Origin of the sequence: Exiguobacterium sp. SH3S3, from assembly GCF_004337115.1 — a bacterium.
Classification (GTDB): domain Bacteria; phylum Bacillota; class Bacilli; order Exiguobacteriales; family Exiguobacteriaceae; genus Exiguobacterium; species Exiguobacterium aurantiacum_A.
Window position 1 is genome coordinate 113,153 of record NZ_SJUU01000004.1, and the last position, 23,474, is coordinate 136,626.

At 53.4% G+C, this 23,474-nt stretch carries 28 protein-coding genes; 24 read left to right on the forward strand and 4 right to left on the reverse strand.

The features are described from left to right. The first annotated feature begins 130 nt into the window (after positions 1 to 130). The 9 genes from EVJ28_RS05440 (at position 131) to EVJ28_RS05480 (ending at position 8,436) form a co-directional block, all read left to right on the forward strand. Positions 131 to 1,567 (forward strand): NADP-dependent glyceraldehyde-3-phosphate dehydrogenase, encoded by a 1,437-nt coding sequence (locus EVJ28_RS05440; protein ID WP_131458497.1) that lies wholly within the window; start codon positions 131 to 133, stop codon positions 1,565 to 1,567. A 101-nt stretch (positions 1,568 to 1,668) separates the two neighbouring features. Further along, positions 1,669 to 2,646: an MBL fold metallo-hydrolase gene (locus EVJ28_RS05445; RefSeq protein WP_236634052.1), complete on the forward strand. Its 978-nt coding sequence runs from the start codon at positions 1,669 to 1,671 to the stop codon at positions 2,644 to 2,646. Beyond that, on the forward strand, positions 2,643 to 3,389 hold the full coding sequence (locus tag EVJ28_RS05450) for an SDR family NAD(P)-dependent oxidoreductase (RefSeq protein WP_236634053.1): 747 nt from the start codon (positions 2,643 to 2,645) through the stop codon (positions 3,387 to 3,389). The genes EVJ28_RS05445 and EVJ28_RS05450 overlap by 4 nt, the downstream gene beginning before the upstream one ends. A gap of 19 nt (positions 3,390 to 3,408) precedes the next feature. Next, positions 3,409 to 4,581, forward strand: coding sequence for an ABC transporter substrate-binding protein (locus tag EVJ28_RS05455; protein ID WP_131467891.1), 1,173 nt, complete (start codon positions 3,409 to 3,411; stop codon positions 4,579 to 4,581). Next, positions 4,568 to 5,344 carry an ABC transporter permease gene (locus EVJ28_RS05460; protein ID WP_131458450.1) on the forward strand — a complete coding sequence of 259 codons (777 nt, stop codon included), beginning with the start codon at positions 4,568 to 4,570 and terminating at the stop codon, positions 5,342 to 5,344. Before EVJ28_RS05455 ends, EVJ28_RS05460 begins: the two co-directional genes overlap by 14 nt. Continuing rightward, the gene (locus EVJ28_RS05465) at positions 5,341 to 6,042 is read left to right on the forward strand and encodes an ABC transporter permease family protein (protein WP_131458448.1); all 702 of its coding nucleotides are present in this window, start codon (positions 5,341 to 5,343) and stop codon (positions 6,040 to 6,042) included. The genes EVJ28_RS05460 and EVJ28_RS05465 overlap by 4 nt, the downstream gene beginning before the upstream one ends. Then, on the forward strand, positions 6,039 to 6,923 hold the full coding sequence (locus EVJ28_RS05470) for an ABC transporter ATP-binding protein (protein ID WP_131488219.1): 885 nt from the start codon (positions 6,039 to 6,041) through the stop codon (positions 6,921 to 6,923). The genes EVJ28_RS05465 and EVJ28_RS05470 overlap by 4 nt, the downstream gene beginning before the upstream one ends. After that, on the forward strand, positions 6,923 to 7,504 hold the full coding sequence (locus EVJ28_RS05475; protein WP_070327104.1) for a CDP-alcohol phosphatidyltransferase family protein: 582 nt from the start codon (positions 6,923 to 6,925) through the stop codon (positions 7,502 to 7,504). Before EVJ28_RS05470 ends, EVJ28_RS05475 begins: the two co-directional genes overlap by 1 nt. Next, on the forward strand, positions 7,501 to 8,436 hold the full coding sequence (locus tag EVJ28_RS05480; protein WP_131463674.1) for an NAD(P)/FAD-dependent oxidoreductase: 936 nt from the start codon (positions 7,501 to 7,503) through the stop codon (positions 8,434 to 8,436). Before EVJ28_RS05475 ends, EVJ28_RS05480 begins: the two co-directional genes overlap by 4 nt. Positions 8,437 to 8,462: 26 nt before the next feature. On the opposite strand, the gene EVJ28_RS05485 is transcribed toward EVJ28_RS05480, so the two are convergent. Next, complete coding sequence (locus tag EVJ28_RS05485; RefSeq protein ID WP_070327106.1) at positions 8,463 to 8,777, reverse strand: thioredoxin family protein; 315 nt, start codon at positions 8,775 to 8,777, stop codon at positions 8,463 to 8,465. A gap of 114 nt (positions 8,778 to 8,891) precedes the next feature. Here EVJ28_RS05485 and EVJ28_RS05490 point away from each other — a divergent pair, with 114 nt between their 5' ends. After that, complete coding sequence (locus tag EVJ28_RS05490) at positions 8,892 to 9,443, forward strand: PadR family transcriptional regulator (protein ID WP_236634054.1); 552 nt, start codon at positions 8,892 to 8,894, stop codon at positions 9,441 to 9,443. Positions 9,444 to 9,446: 3 nt separating this feature from the next. Here EVJ28_RS05490 and EVJ28_RS05495 read toward each other — a convergent pair whose 3' ends face one another. Continuing rightward, complete coding sequence (locus EVJ28_RS05495) at positions 9,447 to 10,277, reverse strand: aldo/keto reductase (RefSeq protein WP_236634055.1); 831 nt, start codon at positions 10,275 to 10,277, stop codon at positions 9,447 to 9,449. A 77-nt stretch (positions 10,278 to 10,354) separates the two neighbouring features. Between EVJ28_RS05495 and EVJ28_RS05500 the strand changes: the two genes are divergently transcribed. Together EVJ28_RS05500 and fur are read left to right on the forward strand one after the other, a co-directional pair. After that, positions 10,355 to 10,885 carry an NUDIX domain-containing protein gene (locus EVJ28_RS05500; protein WP_131488223.1) on the forward strand — a complete coding sequence of 177 codons (531 nt, stop codon included), beginning with the start codon at positions 10,355 to 10,357 and terminating at the stop codon, positions 10,883 to 10,885. 112 nt (positions 10,886 to 10,997) lie between these two features. After that, positions 10,998 to 11,477, forward strand: a complete 480-nt coding sequence (gene fur, locus EVJ28_RS05505) for a ferric iron uptake transcriptional regulator (RefSeq protein WP_016509373.1) — start codon at positions 10,998 to 11,000, stop codon at positions 11,475 to 11,477. A 55-nt stretch (positions 11,478 to 11,532) separates the two neighbouring features. Here the strand turns inward: fur and EVJ28_RS05510 are convergent, their stop codons facing one another. Beyond that, on the reverse strand, positions 11,533 to 11,913 hold the full coding sequence (locus EVJ28_RS05510) for a VOC family protein (protein WP_131458436.1): 381 nt from the start codon (positions 11,911 to 11,913) through the stop codon (positions 11,533 to 11,535). Positions 11,914 to 12,120: 207 nt separating this feature from the next. On the opposite strand from EVJ28_RS05510, the gene xerD reads away from it, so the two are divergent. The 6 genes from xerD (at position 12,121) to EVJ28_RS05540 (ending at position 17,340) form a co-directional block, all read left to right on the forward strand. Next, a complete protein-coding gene (gene xerD / locus EVJ28_RS05515; protein WP_016509359.1) occupies positions 12,121 to 13,005 on the forward strand; it encodes a site-specific tyrosine recombinase XerD in 885 nt (294 codons plus the stop codon). A gap of 21 nt (positions 13,006 to 13,026) precedes the next feature. Beyond that, entirely contained in the window at positions 13,027 to 14,193 is a 1,167-nt protein-coding gene (gene deoB / locus EVJ28_RS05520; protein WP_131467899.1) for a phosphopentomutase, read from the forward strand. A gap of 13 nt (positions 14,194 to 14,206) precedes the next feature. Beyond that, a complete protein-coding gene (locus tag EVJ28_RS05525) occupies positions 14,207 to 15,016 on the forward strand; it encodes a purine-nucleoside phosphorylase (protein ID WP_131458432.1) in 810 nt (269 codons plus the stop codon). Positions 15,017 to 15,044: 28 nt separating this feature from the next. Then, complete coding sequence (locus EVJ28_RS05530; protein ID WP_131439774.1) at positions 15,045 to 16,346, forward strand: pyrimidine-nucleoside phosphorylase; 1,302 nt, start codon at positions 15,045 to 15,047, stop codon at positions 16,344 to 16,346. Positions 16,347 to 16,453: 107 nt separating this feature from the next. Beyond that, complete coding sequence (locus tag EVJ28_RS05535) at positions 16,454 to 16,894, forward strand: peptidylprolyl isomerase (protein WP_035386247.1); 441 nt, start codon at positions 16,454 to 16,456, stop codon at positions 16,892 to 16,894. An 89-nt stretch (positions 16,895 to 16,983) separates the two neighbouring features. Further along, complete coding sequence (locus EVJ28_RS05540) at positions 16,984 to 17,340, forward strand: GCN5 family acetyltransferase (protein ID WP_131458428.1); 357 nt, start codon at positions 16,984 to 16,986, stop codon at positions 17,338 to 17,340. Positions 17,341 to 17,350: 10 nt separating this feature from the next. Here EVJ28_RS05540 and EVJ28_RS05545 read toward each other — a convergent pair whose 3' ends face one another. Continuing rightward, positions 17,351 to 17,821, reverse strand: coding sequence for a DUF309 domain-containing protein (locus tag EVJ28_RS05545; protein WP_131458426.1), 471 nt, complete (start codon positions 17,819 to 17,821; stop codon positions 17,351 to 17,353). A 79-nt stretch (positions 17,822 to 17,900) separates the two neighbouring features. Between EVJ28_RS05545 and EVJ28_RS05550 the strand changes: the two genes are divergently transcribed. The 6 genes from EVJ28_RS05550 (at position 17,901) to ccsB (ending at position 23,467) form a co-directional block, all read left to right on the forward strand. Beyond that, entirely contained in the window at positions 17,901 to 18,668 is a 768-nt protein-coding gene (locus tag EVJ28_RS05550) for a segregation and condensation protein A (protein WP_070327115.1), read from the forward strand. After that, entirely contained in the window at positions 18,646 to 19,239 is a 594-nt protein-coding gene (gene scpB, locus EVJ28_RS05555) for an SMC-Scp complex subunit ScpB (protein WP_201738345.1), read from the forward strand. The genes EVJ28_RS05550 and scpB overlap by 23 nt, the downstream gene beginning before the upstream one ends. Beyond that, positions 19,240 to 19,998, forward strand: a complete 759-nt coding sequence (locus EVJ28_RS05560) for a pseudouridine synthase (RefSeq protein ID WP_071397662.1) — start codon at positions 19,240 to 19,242, stop codon at positions 19,996 to 19,998. It abuts the gene before it with no gap. 136 nt (positions 19,999 to 20,134) lie between these two features. Further along, positions 20,135 to 20,716: a redoxin domain-containing protein gene (locus EVJ28_RS05565; protein ID WP_071397661.1), complete on the forward strand. Its 582-nt coding sequence runs from the start codon at positions 20,135 to 20,137 to the stop codon at positions 20,714 to 20,716. 19 nt (positions 20,717 to 20,735) lie between these two features. Continuing rightward, positions 20,736 to 22,283, forward strand: a complete 1,548-nt coding sequence (gene resB / locus EVJ28_RS05570; protein ID WP_236634056.1) for a cytochrome c biogenesis protein ResB — start codon at positions 20,736 to 20,738, stop codon at positions 22,281 to 22,283. Continuing rightward, complete coding sequence (ccsB, locus tag EVJ28_RS05575) at positions 22,283 to 23,467, forward strand: c-type cytochrome biogenesis protein CcsB (protein WP_131458424.1); 1,185 nt, start codon at positions 22,283 to 22,285, stop codon at positions 23,465 to 23,467. The genes resB and ccsB overlap by 1 nt, the downstream gene beginning before the upstream one ends. Positions 23,468 to 23,474: the final 7 nt, after the last annotated feature.

Below are 23,474 nucleotides of genomic sequence, written 5' to 3' on the forward strand. Positions count from 1 at the left end.
ATCACGAAAAGTCATTGAGTAACCGCTTACATTACACAAACTGAATCTTTATAGTTGTTCAACGGAATTGATTTTGCATACAATGAGGGTGGCAACGAGATATCACAGCTTACTCAGGAGGCAGATAGAGATTATGAGTATGAACACGTATCCATATTTAATTAACGGGCAATGGCAAGAATCAACAACAAATGAAACGATCGAACTCGTTTCACCTTATACAGAAGAAATCGTCGGACACGTCCAAGCGATGTCGCGCGACGAAGTCGACGAGGCGATTCACGGTGCCAAACGTGCACAACAAGAGTGGGCGGCGCTTCCGGTCAACAAGCGCGCCGAGCTGTTGTACGCATGGGCGGACAAACTCGAAGAGCGCGTCGATGAGATCGGTCAAATCATCATGCGCGAAGTTGGGAAGAACTTGAACGACGCGAAAAAAGAAGTCGTCCGCACAGCTGAGATTATTCGTTATACGGCTGAGGAAGGACTTCGTTTCACAGGTGGATTCATGCAAGGCGATTCGTTCCCGGGCGGATCAAAGAACAAAATGGCGATCATCAAAAAAGAGGCACTCGGTGTCGTTCTCGCGATCTCACCGTTCAACTATCCGGTCAACTTAGCCGCTGCTAAAATCGCCCCGGCCCTTATTACGGGGAACGCGGTCGTCTTCAAACCGGCGACGCAAGGTGCGATCAGTGGCGTCAAAATGGTCGAGGCACTGCAAGACGCCGGTCTTCCGAGCGGATTGTTGAACCTCGTGACGGGTCGCGGTTCGGTCATCGGCGACTACTTGACGTCGCACCCAGGTGTCGACATGATCACATTCACAGGCGGTACAGGAACCGGTCAACATTTGTCACAACAGGCATCGATGGTCCCGGTCGTCTTAGAGCTCGGCGGCAAAGACCCGGCGCTCGTCTTAGAAGACGCGGACATGACGCTTGCGGCGGATCAAATCGTCAGCGGTGCGTTCTCTTACTCGGGTCAGCGTTGCACAGCGATCAAACGCGTCTTCGTGCTCGAAGATCAAGCGGACGAACTCGTCGCCATGTTGAAACAGCGCGTCGAGAAACTCACGGTCGGTTCGCCGGTTGACAACAGCTTCATCGTCCCGCTCATCGACAAGAAGTCGGCTGACTATGTTCAAGGCTTGATCGACGACGCCGTCAACAAGCGTGCGACGGTCGTCCACGGCAACGAACGCGATGGCAACCTGCTCCACCCGACGCTGCTCGACCACGTCACGCGTGAGATGCGTGTCGCTTGGGAAGAACCGTTCGGACCTGTTCTTCCGATCATCCGTGTCAGCTCACTCGACGAGATGATCGAACTGACGAACGAGTCAGAGTTCGGTCTTCAAGCGAGCGTGTTCACGCAAAACGTGAACAGTGCGTTCACGGTCGCCGACAAGCTCGAAGTCGGTACGGTCCAAGTCAACGGTCGAACGGAACGCGGTCCTGACCACTTCCCGTTCATCGGTGTGAAACAATCAGGTCTCGGTGTCCAAGGGATTGGACGCAGTCTTGAAACGATGACACGTGATAAAGTGACCGTCATCAACTTATAAACGATTGGAGGGGAGACATCCCCTCCTTTTTTTGTGCCATTGAAATCCCTTCATTCTGACAGGTATAATGAATGAAGATAGGTGGAAGGGGTTGTGTGGACGTGGCGAACTGGATTTCAAGTCAACTGGCAAGACTCGATATTCCGACACCGTTTGAGGTCGGTAACGTGAACGTATACATCGTAGAGCATGGGGGCCGGTTTTTCATGGTCGACTGTGGGCCAGATACGGAAGAGGCATGGGCGTCCTTGAACGACGAATTGGCTGAACTCGAACTGACGCTCGCGGACATCGATTTTCTATTTTTAACGCACCATCATGCTGACCATGCCGGTCAAGCTTGGCGGCTGCGGGATGTCTCGATTCCAGTCTATGGTCACGAGAAGCTCGTTCGTTATTTGGAACAGACACCGAACTTTATTAAAAAAGGCAATCACTTCTTATATGAACTGGCTCATTGGTTTGGGGCACCGGAGTCGATCATCACCAAGTTGCCGGACTACCGGGAGGCGCTACGTTGGATCGGTCCGACGACCGTCACGATGACGTTCGAAGAAGGACAAGACGTGACGAGCGACGGGGCTTGGAAGACGATTCATCTACCGGGACACGCGAGCGATCAACTCGGACTGCTCGGGCCGGGCGGCGTCTTGATCGCCGGTGATCATTTGATCGATGCGGTCGAACCGAACCCGTTGATCGAACAACCGTATGAGGACGAAGGGTTTGCGTCACCGGTCTTACTTTATCTCGATTCGCTTAGAAAGTTACAGGCGCTTGATATTAAGCTTGTCGTGAGCGGACACGGCAATCCGATTCAGCATCCGCGGGTACTCATCGAATCAAGGATCAGTCAACGCTATGAACGGAGCGAGCAGCTGCTGAACGACTGGGCCGACGGCTTGAGTGTGTTCGATTGGTCGATGCGGCTGTACGGGCGGAAGATGCGCCGGGCGATGCCGCTTGTCTTCAGCGAAGTGTTCGCGCGGTTGACATTGCTCGAGGAACGCGGTCATGTCGTCAAGCAGTTAGCCGATGGCAAATGGATTTATGTGAGAGTGGAGGAAGCAATGGAATGAGACATATTGTGATCACAGGTGCGTCGAGCGGCTTTGGTGCCGCTTTGGCGCATTCTTTTTCGGCAGCGGGCTATAAGCTGACGTTAATTGCCAGAAACGAGACGCGCCTTCGAGAGCTCGGGACGAAACTATCTGCAGACTGGATGGTCACGGATGTTTTGACAAGTTATGAGACGCTCGTCGACGATGTCGTACAGAAATATGGACCGATCGACGGTTGGATCAACAACGCCGGCGTCGGTGAGTTTGACCGGGTCGTTGATCAAACGACGGACGTCATCGAAGAGACGATGCGCTTGAACGCGATCGCGCCGATGGTGATGTCGCGTGACTGTGGGCGCCGGATGAAGCGAGGCGGGACGATCATAAACGTTTGCTCGCAAGCTGCCAAAGTGCCGACCCCGAAGTCGGCCGTGTACGCCGGATCGAAAGCGGCATTGCTCCAGTTTTCAAACGCGCTCCGGCTCGAGCTGAAGCCGGCAGGTGTCCATGTACTGACGGTCAATCCTGGTCCGATCAACACGCCGTTCTTTGACCGGGCTGATAAGACGGGGCGCTATGAACAGAGTGTGCGTCGTATCATGCTCGACCCAGATCAGTTGGCACAGCGGGTCGTCTCAGCGTTTGAACAGTCGAAACGTGAAGTCAACGCCCCGTGGTGGATGGACTTAGGCGGAAAACTGTACGCAATGTGCCCGATTTGGTTCGAACGGTTGGCAAAACGGGGATTTGACAAAAAGTAGTAGAGAGAGGGGAAGTACGATGCGACGAATACGACAATTAGGGCTGCTGTTTGCGCTTGTTTTCCTCAGCGCCTGCGGGACGACGGGAGCAGACCTGGCCCCGACGTTTGACGAGGCGGTTCAAGAGGCTGAGCAAACGACGGTCAACTTTTACTTGTGGGGCGGGGACGACGGCATCAACCGTTACATCGATGACTACGTCGCACCACGCCTGAAAGAGACATACGATATCGAGTTGAATCGCGTCCCGATGGACACGGCCGAATTCATTCGCCAACTGTCACTCGATAAACGTTCGAATCGAGAGGCGGGCACGATCGACCTCATGTGGATCAATGGCGATAATTTTAGAAACGCGGCCGAGGCGGAGCTTCTACAAGGCGACCTGCTCGATAAAATCCCGAACGCAGCACTTTTGAACGAGACCGCGCAAGCGACCGACGCCGGGACGCCGACCGACGGACTCGAGGTGGCGTGGGGCAACGTTCAGTTCGTGCTGCACTATGATGCCGACAAAGTGACGAATCCTCCGGCGACGTTCGAAGAACTACATCGTTGGACCGAAGCAAATCCAGGCCGTTTCACGTATCCTGAAGTGACAGACTTCACCGGTAACGCGTTCGTCCGCCATCTGCTCTATGCCGAGTACGGGGAAACGATCCGAAGCGATCAAACGATCCCGGATGCATTTTGGGATGAACTCGCGACGTGGTCACCGAATCTGTGGAAACAAGGAGCGACGTATCCGAAGTCACTCGCCCAACTCGACCAACTTTATGCGAAAGGTGACGTGTGGATGACGATGGGATTCAATGAGCGTCGTGCTGAGGCCGAGCGAAACGACGGCGTGTTTCCAGACGGGACGCGTGCACTCGTCCTCGACCATTCAATCGCCTCGACGCATTTTCTCGCGGTCCCGTTCAACGCAAGCAATCCGAACGGTGCCATCGTCGTGATCAATGAATTGTTGTCACCGGAAGCCCAACTCGCCAAACAAGATGCGACGTATTGGGGTGACGGGACATCGCTCGATTTGACGAAGCTTGAACGAGCGGACCGGGAAGCCTTCCTCAAACTGGACACGGGCGTCACGTATCCAGACCCTGAACAACTTGCCGAACGTTCGATTGCCGACTTCGGGCCGAGCGTGATCGATCAAGTTCGTGAAGGATGGTCCCGTGTCGCGAGGTAGCGTCGGCTTGAGCGTCATCGTCTTATTGCTACCGCTCGCCGGTCTTGTATTTCTAGCCGGTGAGACCGCTTCATTCGAATGGACGTCACTTTGGCGCGATGCGGCGTGGCGGGCGAGTTTAGCCGTCACGCTTTACGTGACGCTCGTCTCGACGACGATTTCGCTACTCATCGGGACGTGGTTGGCACGAACGGTCCGGATTCGAGAGGCGGTTTGGCTTTCAGCGCTGCTCAAATTGCCGATGTTCGTGCCGCATGTCGCAGGTGCGTATTTATTTTTGTTGTTGTTCTCGGGCGGTTTTCCGTTTTACGGGCTTGTGGAAGCGAACGAGCGCCATCACTTTGTCGTCATATTGACGTATGTGTGGAAAGAAGTGCCGTTCGTCTTTTTGATGATGCTCGGCACATACGGGCAACTGAATCGCGGCTATCTCGATATGGCGAAGACGCTCCAACTCACACGGTTCGAGCAGTTCAAAGTCGCGGAGTGGCCGTTTTTACTGAAGCCACTCTTGGACTCGTTTTGGATTTTAGTGGCGTTCATCTCGTTCGCTTACGAGGTACCGGCCCTGCTCGGGGTCACATTCCCGGAGCTGCTCGGGGTGCTCGCATACGAACGGCTGACGACAGGGTTGTTTTTAAACGCGAATGAATCCTACGCGGTCGCACTCGTTTGGACACTATTGATCTCAGTCGGGGCTTTTGTATCGTATCTCGTTACGGCCAAACGAAGACGCCGGATTGAAAAAGGGGTGAGGCGATGAGTCGGGTCCTTATCATCAGTTTCATCTTGTTCCCGTTTCTCGGCTTACTCTTCGGTTTGCCTTCTCCGATCCGATTGGATGAAGTGCTCATGAACACGGTGTTCTACGTCATCAGTTTGGCCGTCATCAATGTCTGGCTCGGTCTCGGGACAGCGTGGTGGCTGATTTTTACAGAGTCGAGATGGCGGACACTCGTCGAGTGGCTCGTCTTTATCCCGTTGTTCATTCCGGTCATGGCGAGTATGTTCGGTATGTACATCGTGCTCGCGAACGTCGGGCTCGTCGGGACTTATGCCGGTGTCTTGCTCGTCTTGCTCGTCTCGACGCTCCCGTACTCGATCCGGCTCGCCTACAATGCGATGTATGTGATCGGACGCCCGCTCCTTGAGCAGACGATGACACTGCCGCCGCTGCCTCGATTTAGCATGGTGCTGTTTCCTTTGTTGGCGGCGACGATGCGGGCGATCGTCTTGTTCTCGACGGTCATCGTTCTCGGTCAGTTCGTGCTCGTGCAATTGATCGGTGCGGGGCTCATCCCGACCGTCACGACACAACTGTATCAATCGTATGCGGGAAATGACGTTTCATTGGCACTACAAAACACGTGGGTCCTCATCTTGTTGCCGGTCTTGTTGTATATCGGTCTCGGAGGATTGTTTCGCGTAGCGGTACGAATTATGAAGGAGCGGTTAAGATGAGTTTAGTCATTACAGGAATACAAAAGAACTTCAAACAACGCGACGTATTGAACGGGGTCGACCTGATCGTTGACAAGAAAGAGATCCATGCGCTTGTCGGGGTGAGCGGGTCCGGGAAGTCGACGTTACTGCGGATTATCGCCGGACTTGAGACGGCAGACACGGGGACGGTGACGTGGGACGAAGAGCCGCTCCTCGGGACGCCTCCTCACAAGCGGCGCATCACGATGCTGTCACAATCACCGCTTCTGTTCCCGCATCTGTCGGTCGGGGAGAACGTGACGCTCGCGACTCAAAATCGGTCACGGGAACAGGCGGAGGCATGGCTTGCCCGTGTCCGCCTTCCGGGCCGATATGACGATGACATCCATGAACTTTCCGGAGGCGAGCAACAGCGTGTCAGTTTTGCCCGTGCCCTTGCGGCCGAGCCGCGGCTCATTTTGTTAGATGAGCCGTTCACGAATCTCGATCCGGATTTGAAATACGAGTTGCAGCGGCTGATCCGGGACCTCGTCCAACAACTCGAGTTGACGGCGTTGCTCGTGACCCACGACCGGGAAGAAGCGATGCTCGTCGCCGATCGGGTGACGTTGCTCGAAGACGGAGAAGTCCTGGCGACGGGGACACCAGGCGAACTTTACGAGACTGAGCCGGCGTTTGGAGACTTTATCGAGCTTTCAGGTTCGTCTTATCCGGCGACGATGATGGAAGTGACGAAACAAGCAGGCGAACCGGTCGTACTCGTCCGACAGTTGAATCGCTTCGGCAATCGGCTAGGCGAGTATCGCCTCGCGACCGGTATGTACGTCATTCTCCCCCGGGACGAATCGTTTCAGATCGGGGAGACCTACTATTTGCGGAAGAAAAAAGGAGTGGTTTGATGCTAGACACGTACGGAAGCCGTTGGGTTCGTCCCATCGTTGAACGAGGGGCCGATCGGCTTCTAAAATGGAATTTCACACCGAATGAAGTGACAATCCTTGGAGGGATCATCGGGATCTCGGTCGGGTTCTTTATTTATAATGACATGCTTTGGACAGCGGTCGCCCTGCTTTGGTTGTCGGGCCTTCTCGATGTCATTGACGGGACGATGGCGCGCCGCTCTCGGAAGACGGGGTTTGGCACAGTGCTCGACCTCGTCTTTGATCGCATCGTCGAGATCTCGGTCGTCGTCGCGCTGGCGCTTCGTTACCCTGAGCACATGCCGGTCTTTCTCTTCTTGCTCGGATCCTTCGTCGTTGCGATGACGCTGTTTCTCGCCGTCGGAGCCAGCAGTTCAAAACGTTCTGAGAAATCATTTTATTATCAACCGGGTCTCCTTGAACGGACGGAGTGCTTCATCTTGTTCACGCTCATGATTTTGTTCCCGTCGTGGATCGGGGTCGTCGCGACGCTGTTCCTCATCCTTGAAGTGTTCACGATCAGCCAGCGCCTGTTGGAAGCACGGCGGATTTTACGATGAAGCCGCGGCTCGTCCTAGTCGGGCTCGGTCACGGGCAACTCGAAATTTTAGCGCGGATCGAACAGTTGCGTGAACGGTACGAGGTCAGTTATGTCGGACTTGAGGAAACGATTTATACCGGGGCGTTCCCCCAAGTGATCGCAAATGAGATGGCTTCGGCAGTCGTCAACTTGCGACCGGACGTCACACCGGTCGCGAGCAGACTCATCTCGCTCGACCCGGTCAAGCGAATCATCGAGACCGATCAAGGTATGATCGCTTATGATCACCTCGTGCTCGCGACAGGTGCGAAGAGCCGAGGGATCGGAACGGGCTTGAAACCGATGACGGACGTAGCAATCGAACACATTCAAGCGAGCCGTGCGGTCACGATCGTCGGAGGGGGCAAAGCTGGCGTCGAGCTCGCTTTCGCTTGCGTGAGGTCGAAGCAACACGTCACGCTCTATGCGAAGCAGATTTTGCCGGACTTGCCGAACCGGGTCGGCCGTCACATTGCCCGTCGTCTCGTTGCAAGCGGGGTGACGCTGATCGCGCAACAGTATGAGGGTGGGGACGCGCCAGACGGTCTTGTCCTTGACGCGACTGGAGTCGTGCCGGTCGAGTGGTGGCACCGCTCAGGCCTTGCCGAGGAGGGGTCGTTTATTCCGACCGACGCTTATTTGCGTCACGCGACGTATCAAGATATTTACATCACCGGGGATATGGCAATGGGCTTGAACGGAGGCGTCGACGCGGTCCGATCGGGCCGTCACGTCGCGTCGGCGCTCCTCGGTGACCAAAAGCCATATAAACAGCGGACGTCGCTCAATATTTTATTGACGACTCCGGGACACGCCTTACTCACGTTTGGGCGCTTGACGTGGCACGGCCGGTGTTCGTATTGGATCAAGCGTCAAATCGACAGGCGCTACATGCAGAAATTCACGCACTAAAAAAGACGACCGCGGTCGTCTTTTGATTAGGCGTTCAACGTGTCGAGGAACGACCGAATTTGCATTTCCGTCTTCGCATGCGCCGAATGAAGGTGTTCTTGTTTGACGCCTTCTTGATAGAAGAGCAGTGACGGGATGCCACGGACTTCCTGCGTGTCAGACAGTTCAGGCAGTTCGTCGCGATCGACGACGTACCAGTTGAATTGCGGGTAGTCTTTGACGAGTTCGTCGACGTACATGTCGAGGCGGCGGCAGTCTGGGCACCAAGACGTCGTGAAGATGACCATTCCTTTATCTTGAATGGCAGTTTGGAATTGTTGTTCAGATTGTATTGGTTTCATGATTGATCACTCCTTTCTCTCATTGTCTGTGTCTTCGGTGCGCCCGTCAACCGATTGACATTCTCGGACTTACAAGAGATTGTGCTACACTTAAAAAAACTGAACTGCAAGGGAATGGTGATGGTTATGGCGTTACGTCATGCACTACTCGGGTTGTTGACCCATCAGCCTGCGACCGGCTACGCCTTGAACGCGACGTTCAAAGCGCAAATGATCCACTTTTGGCACGCCCATCATACACAGATTTATCGGGAACTGTTAAAGATGGAAGACGAGCACCTCGTTTCGTCAGAGCATGTGACCCAACATGATCTTCCCGATAAGAAGATCTATTCGATCACAGCGACGGGACGTCAAGAGTTGATTGACTGGCTCAGACAACCGACGTCGTTTCAGCCGAAGATGAAAGATGAGAACCTGCTGCGCGTCAGCCTGTTGCAACTGCTTCCGCTCGACGAGGCGATCCGTTACGTCGAGGAGACGAAAACGCATCATGAACAAGTCGCACATCAAATTCGTGCGTTCCAAGCAGCCCATCAATCGGAAGCGGACACGCTCGGGTACTTATTGACGAGTGAATATGCGATCCGCATGATGGAAAACTATGCCGATTGGGCCGATTGGGCGATCGAACAAATGAAACAGCGCGGTACACATACGACCTGACGTTCAGGTCGTATGTTTTGTATACGGATGAATCGGCAGACGAGCCAGCAGTTTATCGAGTGCACGCTCATTGATGTCACCATGATATGCGTCAATCGTCTGCTGCAACTGCTCGACAGAAGAAGCGCCAGGCAAGACGACGGCACACGTCCGTTTCGCAGCAGCGAGCGCATACGCTTGAATCGGGTGTGGCAACGTCGACAGGAGGTTGCGTAACTCGGGTTCGCTCCACGACTCGAAGCCCTTAGCGCTCAAGCGCTCGGACCATTCATCGGTCAACAACCCTTTAGCGAGCGGTCCCCGACCGACGAGCGGAACGTCTTGCCCGAGCGATTCGATGCGGCGGTCGAGCAGTGAGTACGGTGTCATCAAGACATCGAGCCCCCCGTGCTCAAGCCAGTAGCGGATCACGTTCGGACGAATCGAGGAGAGCCCGATTTGACGGATGACCCCGGCCTGCTTTTGTCGGCGCATGAAATCGATCGTCGCGTCAAGGTCGTCTTCCATCGTTCCACCATGTACGTAATACAAGTCTAAGTAATCCGTCTGTAGTCGTTCGAGAGAACCGTGAAGCGCCTGTTCTAAATAAGAAGGGGCTGGGTTCCAGCGCATTCCGTCTTCGGTCCATTCATTTCCACCTTTGCTCGTCAAAAACAAGTCGTCCCGCCGACCGGCGAACGTCTCACCGACGAGCCGTTCGACATCGTGACGGTCATAGACGTCAGCCGTGTCAAAATGACGGATCCCTGACGCATAAGCCGCTTCGAGAATCCGTCGGCCCTCATCGTCTCCTTGTTTTAAAATCGACATCGTTCCTAGTCCAAGTTCTGCCATCGATAATTCCTCCTTGTTCCGTCCATTGATTTGACTCATAATTACAGTATATAAGAAAACGTGAGGAGTACATAACCATGGAAGAGAAAACGATTGAACGGGAAGTCATCTATCAAGGGAAGATTTTCGATGTCGAGAAGCATGTCGTCGCGCTCCCGAACGGAGGAACGTCGGTCCGAGAGCTTGTGTATCATAATGGGGCCGTCGCGGTATTATTGATCGATGAGGACGACAAGATCGTTCTCGTCGAGCAATACCGGAAAGCGTTCGAATCGATGTCACTCGAGATTCCGGCCGGTAAACTCGAGGTCGGAGAAGAGCCGCTCGCGAGCGCGAATCGTGAACTTGAGGAAGAGACCGGTTATAAAGCTGAGTCGCTTGAAAAGATATTCTCGTTTTACGGTGCACCCGGATTTTGCAGCGAACGCGTCGACGTGTTCGTCGCCAAAGGTTTGACGGCGGGAGCGATGAACCTAGACGAGGATGAATTTTTACAAGTCGAGCGTTACACGTTCGAAGAAGCGGGCGAACTTTTAGCGAACGGGCGGATCACCGATGCCAAGACGATTATGGCGATTCAGTGGTGGCAATTGTCTAAATTGAAATAATTCTAATCTGAAGTAGGTTGTGATAAACTTACATAGTAATAATTTTAATTTGAAAAAACGACGGAATTTCGGTATGCTATGAATAGTGAATTATGTAAAGAGGGGGCGCCTTATGGAAACGCGAATTGAACGGATCAAACAGCAATTGAGCGCCAAAGGATATAAATTGACACCGCAACGAGAATCAACGGTCCGTATCTTGCTTGAGAACGAGACGGACCATCTAAGTGCAGAGAACGTGTTCATGCTCGTCAAGAGTATCGCACCTGAAATCGGTCTCGCGACCGTGTACCGGACACTCGAACTGTTGACCGAGCTCGGCGTCGTCGACAAAGTCAACTTCGGTGACGGCGTCGCCCGGTTCGACCTCAGACCAGAAGGGGCGAACCATTCGCACCATCACCTCGTCTGTGTCGAGTGTGGATCAGTCGAAGAGATTATGGAAGACCTGCTCGTCGACGTCGAGAAGAAAGTCGAGAGCAAGTATGAATTTTTAATCAAAGACCATCGTTTGACGTTCCATGGCATCTGTAAAGTGTGCCAAGCGAAAGGCGTCACGCTCGAAGGGCATAAAGCCGTCATTAACGGTTAACGAAACAAAGGAGGACAAGCCGCTCGGCTTGTCCTCCTTTCTGTTCATCATGCCGTCAAATCGTCAGTTCGATTTTGTTTCGTTCTGGATCGTGGACGACGCTCTCATAATAGCCGTCCCCGGTCAGGCGCGGTCCATCGACGAGTTCATAGCCATCAGCCTGCAAGCGCGCCGTCAATTCGTCGACGGCCTCGGCGCTGCCTAGCGCGAACGCCACATGCGCCCAGCCGAGTGTCGGCATCGCTTCGCTTTGGATGTCGGATCGGCACATTAGCTCAAGTCGGCACGCTGATTCCGGAAACGTTAAAAAATACGATGTGAACTGTTTGTGCCGATTCGTGTATTTGTCGTTGGCGCTGGCACCAAAATACGTCTCATAAAAGTGGCGCATCCGTTCGAGGTCGTGGACCCATACGGCAACGTGTTCGATGTTCATCGTCATCACTCCTTTTCAACTACGTTCATCTTACCAGTGATGCAGCGGGATTGTCAGTCGATTTCCTGGAGAAAACGGGCGTGGAATCGATGACAAAAAACTGTCAAAAAAACTTACAAAAAAATGAGGTCAGACGTCTTCACAACGGTTTACATAAGTGATATGATGTAAGCGTATTCAGGTGTAGCGAGGAAGGAGGGGGATGTCATGCGTTCGCAAGTCGAGTCGTTTTTACAATATATGACGGTTGAGAAAAGAATGTCCACCAACACGAGACAAGCCTATGCGAGCGATTTGACCCAGTACTTATCGACACTAACCCAACTTGGGGTGACCGAGTGGAATGAAGTCACGCGCTCACATATCGTCAAGCATTTAGAGGAACTGTCGCAAGCGGGTCGGGCCGCCTCGTCACTGCGACGAGCCGTCAGTTCGATTCGCACGTTTCATCACCATCTGAAGATGAGCGGCGGCGCCTCGACCGATCCGGCACTTTATTTAGAGACGCCGAAAGCGGAGCGGCATCTGCCGGACACGTGGTCGCAAGACGAAGTCGAGCGGTTGCTCGATAGCGTCCCGACGAACGATCCGCTCGCGCTTCGGGATCGTGCCATGCTCGAACTGCTCTACGGGACAGGCATGCGCGTCAGCGAACTTCTCGGTCTTGATTTGGATGATTTACAGTTTGAACTGGGGTATTTACAGTGTGAAGGCAAAGGCGAGAGCGCCCGGATCATTCCGGTGTCGTCGGTCGCCCAAAATTTTGTCGAACGTTACATCCAGCAAGCGCGAAACGGCCTCGGTGGTCGGGAGACCGAGGCGTTGTTCTTGAACGGACGTGGCGGTCGGCTTAGCCGCCAAGGCTTTTGGAAGATCATCAAGCGACGGGCGAAAGACGCCGGTATCCCGAAAGAGATCACACCGCACGTGCTGCGTCACTCGTTCGCGACGCACTTGCTCGAGAATGGTGCCGATCTGCGCGCCATCCAGCAAATGCTCGGCCATGCCGATCTCTCCACTACTCAAATCTACACACATGTCAACAAGGCGCGGCTCCACGATGTGTACCGTAAGCATCACCCGCGGGCCTAGACACTTAAAGGAGGAACTTTTGTGAAGAAATTTAAACGTATATTCTTAGTCGTCATGGACTCAGTCGGGATCGGGGAAGCCCCAGATGCCGACCAGTTCGGAGACGTCGGTTCAGACACGTTAGGTCACATCGCTCGTGCGCATGGCGGCTTGAACATGCCGAACATGGGCAAGCTTGGGTTAGCGAACATTAAACCGATCGAAGGCATCGAACCGTCAAGCGCGCCGAGCGCGTTCGGCCGGATGGAAGAAATTTCGGCCGGGAAAGATACGATGACTGGTCATTGGGAAATCATGGGTCTCCACATCGATACGCCGTTCCGTGTGTTCGAGGAATTCCCGGACGATTTGATCAACCGGCTTAAAGAGTTCAGTGGACGCGACATCATCGGCAACAAGCCGGCGTCAGGAACGGAAATTTTAGACGAGCTCGGTGAAGAGCATGTCGCGACAGGTGCGTTGATCGTCTATACGTCGGCCGACTCGGTGCTTCAAATCGCGGCCCACGAAGAAGTCGTCCCGCTCGAAGAACTGTACCGCATCTGCGAATACGCGCGCGACATTACGCGCGAAGATCCGTACATGCTCGGACGGATCATCGCCCGGCCGTTCCTCGGAACGCCTGGTGCTTGGGTCCGGACGTCAAACCGTCACGACTATGCGCTCAAACCGTTCGGCAAGACGGTCATGAACACGCTCGAAACAGCTGGTAAAGACGTGATTGCCCTTGGGAAGATCAGTGATATCTATGACGGAGAAGGCGTGACGAAAGCGGTCCGTACGAAGTCAAATATGGACGGAATGGACAAACTCGTCGCTTCGCTTGATGAGGAGTTCGAAGGGCTCTGCTTCTTGAACCTCGTCGACTTTGACGCATTGTTCGGCCATCGCCGGGATCCGGAAGGATATGCGGTCGCGCTCGAAGAGTATGACGCCCGTCTTCCTGAAGTGTTTGCTCGCTTGCGTGAAGACGACTTGCTGATCATCACGGCCGACCACGGTAACGATCCGACGGCACCAGGGACGGACCATACGCGGGAATATGTCCCGCTCATCGTCCATCACCACGGTTCGACTGCGGTCGACCTCGGCGTTCGCGCTACGTTCGCAGATATCGGCGCCACGGTGGCGGATAACTTTGACGTCGACGCACCAGCAATCGGAAACAGTTTCTTAAACGAAATTTGAGGAGGCACTACACATGGTAAATTGGAACGAAACAAAAGCATTTTTACAGGAACGCATGAACGGAACGCCAGAAATCGGACTCATTCTCGGATCGGGTCTTGGCGTGCTCGCCGACGAGATCGAGAATCCGGTCGCGATTCCTTACGAAGATATTCCGCACTTCCCGGTCTCGACAGTCGAAGGCCATGCCGGACAGCTCGTCTTTGGTGACCTTGAAGGGAAACGTGTCGTTGCGATGCAAGGACGGTTCCATTTCTATGAAGGATATTCGATGGAACAAGTCACGTTCCCAGTCCGTGTCCTCAAATTGATCGGTGTCGAGACGCTCATCGTCACGAACGCCGCTGGTGCTTGCAACGAGGCGTTCAACCCGGGCGACTTGATGATCATCACGGACCATATCAATTTCTTCGGCACGAGCCCGCTCATCGGCAAGAACGCGAGCGACTTCGGGACACGCTTCCCGGACATGTCAGAGGCGTATGACAAACAACTCGTCGCGTTGACAGAGCGGGTCGCGTCAGACCTCGGTCTCAAGATTCAAAAAGGCGTTTACTTCGGGAACACCGGTCCGACATACGAGACACCGGCTGAAGTCAAGATGGCCCGTCTGCTCGGCGGCGACGTCGTCGGCATGTCGACCGTACCAGAAGTCATCGTGGCTCGTCACTCAGACATGCGTGTCCTCGGAATTTCGTGCGTCTCGAACATGGCCGCAGGTATCCTTGACCAACCGCTCAACCACGAAGAAGTCATCGAGACGACAGAGCGCGTCCGCCAAGACTTCCTTTCACTCGTACGTGGCACGATTAAAAGCATGTGACTAAAACAATTCTAGGAGGACAAAACTTATGCGTATGGTCGACTTGATTTTGAAAAAACGTAACGGTGGAGAATTAAACGAACAGGAGATCCGCTACGTCGTGGAAGGCTTCACGAATGAGACGATTCCAGACTATCAAATGTCTGCTTTGTCGATGGCGATTTATTTCAACGGCATGACCGAGAAAGAGACGGCGGCGTTGACGATGGAAATGGTCAAGTCAGGTGACGTCATCGACCTTTCTAAAATTAAAGGGAAAAAAGTCGATAAGCACTCAACAGGTGGCGTCGGCGACAAGATCAGTTTGATCGTCGCCCCACTCGTCGCCTCGATCGGTATCCCGGTCGCTAAAATGAGCGGGCGCGGGCTCGGTCATACAGGTGGGACGATCGACAAGCTCGAATCATTCCCAGGGTTCAACGTCGAGCTGACGGAAGCGCAGTTCACGAAGCAAGTGAACGACATCAAGATGTCGATCATCGGGCAGACGGGCAACTTGACGCCGGCCGACAAACGTCTTTACGCGCTCCGCGACGTGACGGCGACGGTCGAGTCGATCCCGCTCATCGCGAGCTCGATCATGTCGAAGAAGATCGCTGCCGGTGCCGACAGCATCGTCCTCGACGTCAAGACAGGCTCTGGTGCGTTCATGAAGTCGTTCGACGACGCGAAAGCACTCGCTGAAGAGATGGTCGCCATCGGGAAGAACGTCGGTCGCAAGACGATCGCCGTCATCACCGATATGGACCAACCGCTCGGCTTTGAGATCGGGAACGCGAACGAAGTGAAAGAGGCGATTGAAGTATTGTCTGGGAAAGACGTCAAAGACTTGAAAACGATCGCACTCACGATCGCCGGTCATATGGCCGTCCTCGGTGAATTTTATAAGACGTTTGACGAAGCATACGCCGATCTTGAACGCCGGATGGCCGACGGTCACGCGCTTGAAGTGTTCCGTCAGTTCGTCGCGGCACAAGGTGGGGACGCCTCACTCGTCGATGATGTGACTAAATTCCCGCAAGCGAAATTTGAGACGACGTTCGTCGCGAAGACAGCCGGTTACGTCGAATCGATCATCGCGGACGAGGTCGGTGTCGCAGCGATGCTCCTCGGAGCGGGACGGGCAACGAAGGACGACTTGATCGACTTCGCGGCCGGTATCACGCTCGAGAAGAAAGTCGGCGACAAAGTCGAGGCGGGTGACGTCATCGCGGTCCTTCGTTCAAACATCGAAGACATGTCTTCGGCACTTGAACGCATGGATCATGCTTACACGATCGGCGCCACTCAACCAGAGGCACGTCCGCTCGTCCACGCGGTCATCCAGTAAGTCAGAACGTCTGTTTCCACAAAACAGTGGAGGCAGACGTCTTTTTTTGATAAGATGGGTAATGTGAGTGATTATTGACTATATGAACATAAAAGGGGTATTTCCATATGAAAAAAGGATCAATGAAATTAGAGAACGGTGAAATGATTGAATTTGATTTATTCCATGACGCAGCACCGATCACGGTCGACAACTTCGAAGAGCTCGCGAACCGCGGCTTCTACGACGGATTGACGTTCCACCGTGTCATCCCAGGCTTCGTCAGTCAAGGCGGATGCCCGGACGGAACAGGTATGGGCGGTTCAGGTAAAACGATTCCTTGTGAGACGTCGACTTCGTTCCCGTACAAACATGAAGCCGGCTCGCTTTCGATGGCACACGCCGGGCGCAACACGGGCTCATCACAGTTCTTCATCGTCCATGCGCCACAACCGCACCTTGATGGGGTTCATACTGTGTTCGGTAAAGTGACGTCAGGTCTTGAGCATGCGGTCAAACTTCGCCAAGGCACGAAGATGGCTGAAGTCAAAGTTTGGGATGAGAATTGATTTCTGCCTAAACGTTATGGCACAATGAGCCATGTCTCTCACGTGTTCACTTCGTGAAACATGTCTGACTAAAGGTGGTGAGACCAGCCATGCTGGTGAAGTATAAACAATCGCACGAGAAGACGGCAATGGGGCTGCTCGCATTTGCATGTAGCGACAAGTCTCCGCTCGCCCTTCTCGAACTCGTACGGTCTTACGAGGAAGACGCTTCGAAGTTCCTCTACTTGTGGAAAGTCGAAGAAGACTTCGTCGGGATCATCGGGATGGAACAGCTTGAGACGACGATGTGCATCCATCATATCGCCTTGTCGCCTTCGTTCCGTGGCGAGAAACGTTCATATGAACTGCTCGATGAGACACGGAACTTGTTACCGTTCGACTTGACACTTGTCGGTCACGGGAAGACGAGCGACTTGCTCGATAAATGGAATCAAGTCTCGATATAAAAAGCTAGGCTCAGCGCCTAGCTTTTTGTCGTTGTTCTAGCGCGAGCAGACGCTCTTTAACGACGGGCGTCCGGTCACGGTGGATATGTTTATGGACGAGCTCGTCGAAAGTCAGGGAGGTCGGCTCGAACGTGGGTTTCAACCGGTCGATTTGTCGGCGTGTCGGCTCGTCTAGCGGGAGTGTGTCCGGGAGCGGCCAACGTTCCAAGTCACGTGTGAACGCCTCCATGTCGATGCCGAGCGGTTCAAGGGCGCTTGCGGCCAAAGGAAGCTTTTGCTTCAACGCAGCGACGCTCTTGACGGCCCCGGCCGTGTTGCCCCGACGGAAGTGATAGTGGGCGACGGCGTACTGGATCAAGACGGCATAGCCGAGATGTTCGCGGTTCCCATCCTGCCACGCCTCTTCGAGCACCTCGTGGCACTCGAAATAATCGGCATGACATTCAAACAGCAACGTATACTGATAAAAAGGGGTAAGCATCAATTTTCTCCTTTCGTGGTCACTGTACTACAAAACATGTTATACTAAAGCGCAAAAATGTTAAATGGCAGGTGTCTCTATGGAAGCGTATAACGTCAAAATCGATACGTTCGAAGGCCCGCTCGACTTGTTGCTCCACTTGATCGGCAAGATGGAGCTCGATATCGCCGACATCTCTGTTTCGGAAGTCACGGACCAGTATGTCGCCTTTATCCGGACGATGCAAAAGTTTGAGCTCGATGTGGCCAGTGAATATTTGGTCATGGCGGCGACGTTGCTCCAATTAAAGAGCAAACAACTGTTGCCACCGGTCCCGATCGAGGACGATGAGATTCCGGATTTCGGCGAAGAGCCGACTCGGGAAGGGTTGATTCGACAGTTGATTGAATACAAAGCTTATAAAGAAGCGGTCGTCTTCATGCGTGAGCAAGAAGAGCAACGGCTCGAACTATATAGCCGTCCCGGCGAAGATTTGACACGGTACATGTCTGAACTGGTCCAACCTTACGATGGGCCGCTCAACTTTTCGGATTTGTTGCACGCCTATTCAAAGATGGTCGAGCGGAAGCGTTGGAAAGAACGGCGTAAAAAGACGATCAAGCGGGAAGAGCGGACGCTCGAACAGCAGATGACCCGTCTGCATGAACATGTGTCGGCGAACCGGAACACGTCGTTCTTTGCATTCTTCGAAGAACGGCCGGACGTGTCCGACCTTGTCGTCACGTTCATGGCGCTGCTTGAGTTGATTAAGTTACGAGTCGTCACGACAAAGCAAGTCGACCGAGATATTCACATTTCGTTTGTCGAAGCGTCAAAGGAAAGGGATGAAGCCGTTGTTGTCTTATGAAACGATCATTGAAAGCCTATTGTTTGTCGTCGGAGAAGAGGGCATGGAAGTCCGGGCGCTAGCAGACACGCTCGATATTTCTGAGGCCGCTGCCCGCGAACAATTGAATAAGCTCGAGGCGTCGTTCACGGACTCGGGGCGCCCGTTTCAATTGATCGAATCGGGCGGTGTGTATAAGCTCGTGACGATCCCGGACGTGTCCGAGTACATTCAACGGTATGTCGGGACGATGGCCGAACAGGCGCTGTCTCGTGCGGCCATGGAGACGCTCGTCATCATCGCCTACAAGCAGCCGGTCACACGGGCCGATATCGAGGAAGTCCGTGGTGTCAAAGTCGAACGCGTCATTCATACGTTGTTGTCAAAAGGGCTGATTGAATCAGCCGGCCGGGCGAAGACGATCGGGCGCGCGAAACTGTACCGGACGACCGAGCATTTCCTTGACCATTTCGGATTCAATTCACTCGAGGAGTTGCCACCATTAACGTTTGTTGACGAGCTGGCAGACGAAGGCGATCTGTTCTTCGGCCAGCCAGCTTCGATTACGGAAGATAGATTGGAGAATGATTAAATGGAACGTTTACAAAAAGTGATTGCCCAAGCGGGTATCGCCTCACGGCGTAAAGCCGAAGAAATGATTTTAGACGGACGGGTTCGCATTAACGGCAAAGTCGTTCGTGAACTCGGGACGAAAGTCGGACCGAAGTCGGAGATTGAAGTCGACGGCGTCAAAATTGAACAGGAAGAACACGTCTACTACGTGCTCTACAAACCGAGCGGCTACGTGTCGACGGTCGACGATGATAAAGGACGCAAAGTCGTTACCGATCTCGTTCCACCAGGGTCACGCGTTTTCCCGGTCGGTCGTCTCGATTACAATACGACGGGACTCATCATCTTGACGAACGACGGAGAGTTCTCGAACATGATGACTCATCCGAAGTTCAAAATCCCGAAACGTTACGTCGCGAAAGTGAAAAACATCCCTTCGTATATCGCCATCAAGCAGCTCGAGTCAGGCTTAGAGCTCGATGACGGTTATAAGACGGGCAGCGCGAAAGTCAGAATGAAGACAGTCGACCATAAGAAGAACTCGGCGATTCTTGAAATCGTCATCTCGGAAGGGCACAACCGTCAGATTCGCCGCATGCTCGAAGCAGTCGGTTCGGAAGTCATCAAACTGAAGCGCGAACAGTTCGGTTTCTTGACGCTCGATGGACTCACGACAGGCGACTGGCGCGAGTTGTCACGCAAGGAAGTGAGCAAGCTCCGTGAGCTAGCGAACCCGGTCGTGCCAAATGAACCACGAGGCAAGAAAAAGAAAAAATAACAAGCTAAAAATCGTCCTTACACAGGATGATTTTTTCTTTTGTGGAGATTCTGTGACAAAAAGATGAAAAAAGTCTGTTAATGTGCGTTATCGTTGTTTTTTCAGTACAATAGCAACTGAAGGATGGTGTGAAATCATGACGAAAGAGACAAAACAAGGCGATCGGATGAATCAAGCGATGGCCCATAAGAAAAAACGGTCATTTTGGCGCCTCATGATTATGACGATGGTGCTGTTTGCCGGTGCGGTCGTCATCATGCAATTGATCGAGCAGGCCGGGAACGATGGCCGGGTCGAGGCCGGAGACGACGCGCCGAACTTTAAACTCGTCAGTCTTGACGGGGCGACGATGGTCGAGCGCGAAACGTATGATGGGAAAGGGATGCTGTTAAATTTCTGGGGTACGTTCTGTGAACCGTGCGAGAAAGAGATGCCGGTCGTACAAGACAACTATGCCACGCTTCAAAATATGGGCGTGGACTTTTGGGCCGTGAACGTCGGTGAGACGCCGCTGCGGGTCGACAACTTTATCAATGACCTCGGCGTCGAGCTCGACTATCCGATCTTGATGGATACACGTAGCGAAGTCGAGAAGGCGTACGGCATTTATAACTTACCGGTGACGTTTGTCATCGATGCCGACGGAAAAGTCATTGAAAAGTATGAAGGTGAACTCACGAAAGAGAAACTGTTAGAGTTAGCCGAGAAGTCATTGTAAGCGAACGGGGGGCGCACACATGCTAGATATGAAGTACGACGGCGCCGATTTACGGTCGAAGCGTCGTCCGAGATCTTGGATTGACCGTGCCTGGAGTTTCTTTGCATCGGTCAAAGTCGGTCTTTGGTTGATTGGACTCATTATCGTCGGCTCTGCGGTCGGGACGACTTTTCCACAAGAGATGTATATTCCGCAACAATTGCCGGCGAGTCAATACTATACCGAAGAATATGGTACGCCAGGAACGATTTATTACACGTTAGGATTCCATAACTTATATACGTCGTGGTGGTACATCACGTTGATCGTGATGCTGACGTTGTCACTGATCGTCGTCTCGATCGATCGATTCTTTCCCCTGTATAAAGCGTTGAAATATCAACCGGTCCGACGCACCGACCGCTTCATGCGCGGGCAACGCTTGATCGGTGAAGGTAAAGGAACGGACGAACAGATCGACGCGCTCGGTGAGGCATTGAAGTCTAAGCGTTACCAGGTGAAACGCGACGGCGATGCATTACTCGCCGAAAAGTATCGGTTTGGTCGTTGGGGCCCATACATCAACCACATCGGGCTTGTCATCTTCTTTATCGGGGCGATGCTCCGCGTCTTCCCGGCATTTCACACCGATACGCTCGAATGGGTACGGGAAGGCGAGACGGTGGCGCTCGAGGCGACCGACGACACGTATTACCTTCGCAACGATCAGTTCATCCTCGAGATGTATGATCCAGAAAATAATGCGGAGGACGCCAAGTTCGCCGAAGCGATTGAAAAAGCCGGGGCTGTCCCGAAAAACTATGAGACGGAACTGACACTGTTCAAGAAGACCGGAACGAACGAGGACGGATCGCCGCAACTCGAGGAAGTTGAAACCGGTTCGACGAAAGTGAACCATCCGTTCAAATTCGATAAGTACGAAGTGTATCAGGAGCAGTATTCAAGCCGACCGGAGTTTTTGTCGATGTCGTTTAACGTCGGTGACAAACAGACAGGTGACGTGTACGGACCGTTCACGGTTGACTTGACGGACCCTGAGACGACATACGATCTCGGCGAGGTCACGGTGACGCTCAACGACTTGTATCCGGACTTTGAAGTTCGAAACGGACAGCCGGATACGAAGTCACCACGGGCGTTGAACCCTGCTTTCTTCTTAGCGGTCGAGAACCCGGATGGGACGACCGAATCGAACTTGATCGGGATTCGACTGAACGTTGCCGATGAAGACAATCGTTACGCGATCCAGTTCGCAGGAACGGAAATGGCGAGTACGAGCGGACTTCGGGTCAAGAGCGATTCGACGTATCCGATTTTAATTGTCGGTGGGACGATCTTCATGATCGGGATCGTCATGGGGATGTATTGGCCGCACCGCCGGGTCTGGATACGACGTCATAACGAGACGGACGTGCTCGTGGCTGGATTCACGAACAAGAACCCGTCGTCGCTTCACCGCGAGATCACACCGCTCCTAGAAAAAAATGGGCTGCCGATTTGGGAAGACCAGGCTCGGTTCGAAAAAAAGGCAGACATCGACTCAACTAAAGAAAGAGGGGAATCATAATGGAGTGGATTCAGTGGAGCAGCCGCCTGCTCTTGATCGCGTTCATTCTTTACGCCGTGGCGACCGTGTTGTTCACAATCGCGGTCAGCGGCATGCGCAAAGACCGAAACGTCAACCGGATCGCTTACGGTAAGTATGCGTTCACGCTAGCCGTCATCGGCTTTGTCGCCCAAACGGGATATTTTATCATGCGTTGGATCGGGGTCGGCTACGCGCCGGTCTCTAATCTTTACGAGTACACGACATTCTTCGGGATGATGATGGTGCTCGGTTTCCTTGTCGTCTATGGGATTTATAAAAACGATGTGCTCGGCTTGTTCGCCATGCCGGTGGCGCTTCTCGTTATCGCGTTCGCATCGATGTTCTCAAGCGAAGTGGCACCGCTCATTCCGGCACTGAACAGTGTCTGGTTGAAAATTCACGTCACGACGGCCGCGCTCGGTCAAGGGATTCTCGCCATCAGTTTCGCCTCAGGTCTCATCTTCTTGCTCAACGAGACGTCGATGCGCGAACGATCGAAATCGCGCACATGGCTAGAAGTGACGATGTTCGTCCTCATGTGCACGCTCGGCTTCATCCTCGTATCGATGCTGTTTAAAGCAATCGGTGCCGGCGGTGTCGTCGAATTTACGAATGACCGCGGTACGCAAGAGTCGTACGAATATTTCATGCCGATCTTGTTCGTACCGGAAGGCGCACAACTGTTATCAGGTGCGAGTGGACTATCGCTCGAATTGCCGACGTTCATCAACACGTTGAAGTTGAACACGTTGCTCTGGTCGATTATCGCTGGCGCCGTCATTTACCTTGTGCTCCGGTTCGTCGTCTTACGCAAACGTATTGCGGAAGCGTTGCAACCGCTCGCGAAGAAAGTCGATCTTGACCTCGCGGACGAGATCAGCTACCGTTCGATTGCGATCGGATTGCCGGTCTTCATCCTCGGTGGGCTCATCTTCGCCATGATTTGGGCGCAGATTGCCTGGAACCGTTTCTGGGGCTGGGACCCGAAAGAAGTATGGGCGCTCATCACGATGCTCATCTATATTTATTACTTGCATATGCGCATCCAGCGGGGCTGGACGGGGACGAAAGCAGCATGGCTCTGTGTCGGCGGATTCGCCGTCATCATGTTCAACTTAGTGTTCGTCAACCTCGTCATCGCCGGATTACATTCATACGCTTGATGAAAAA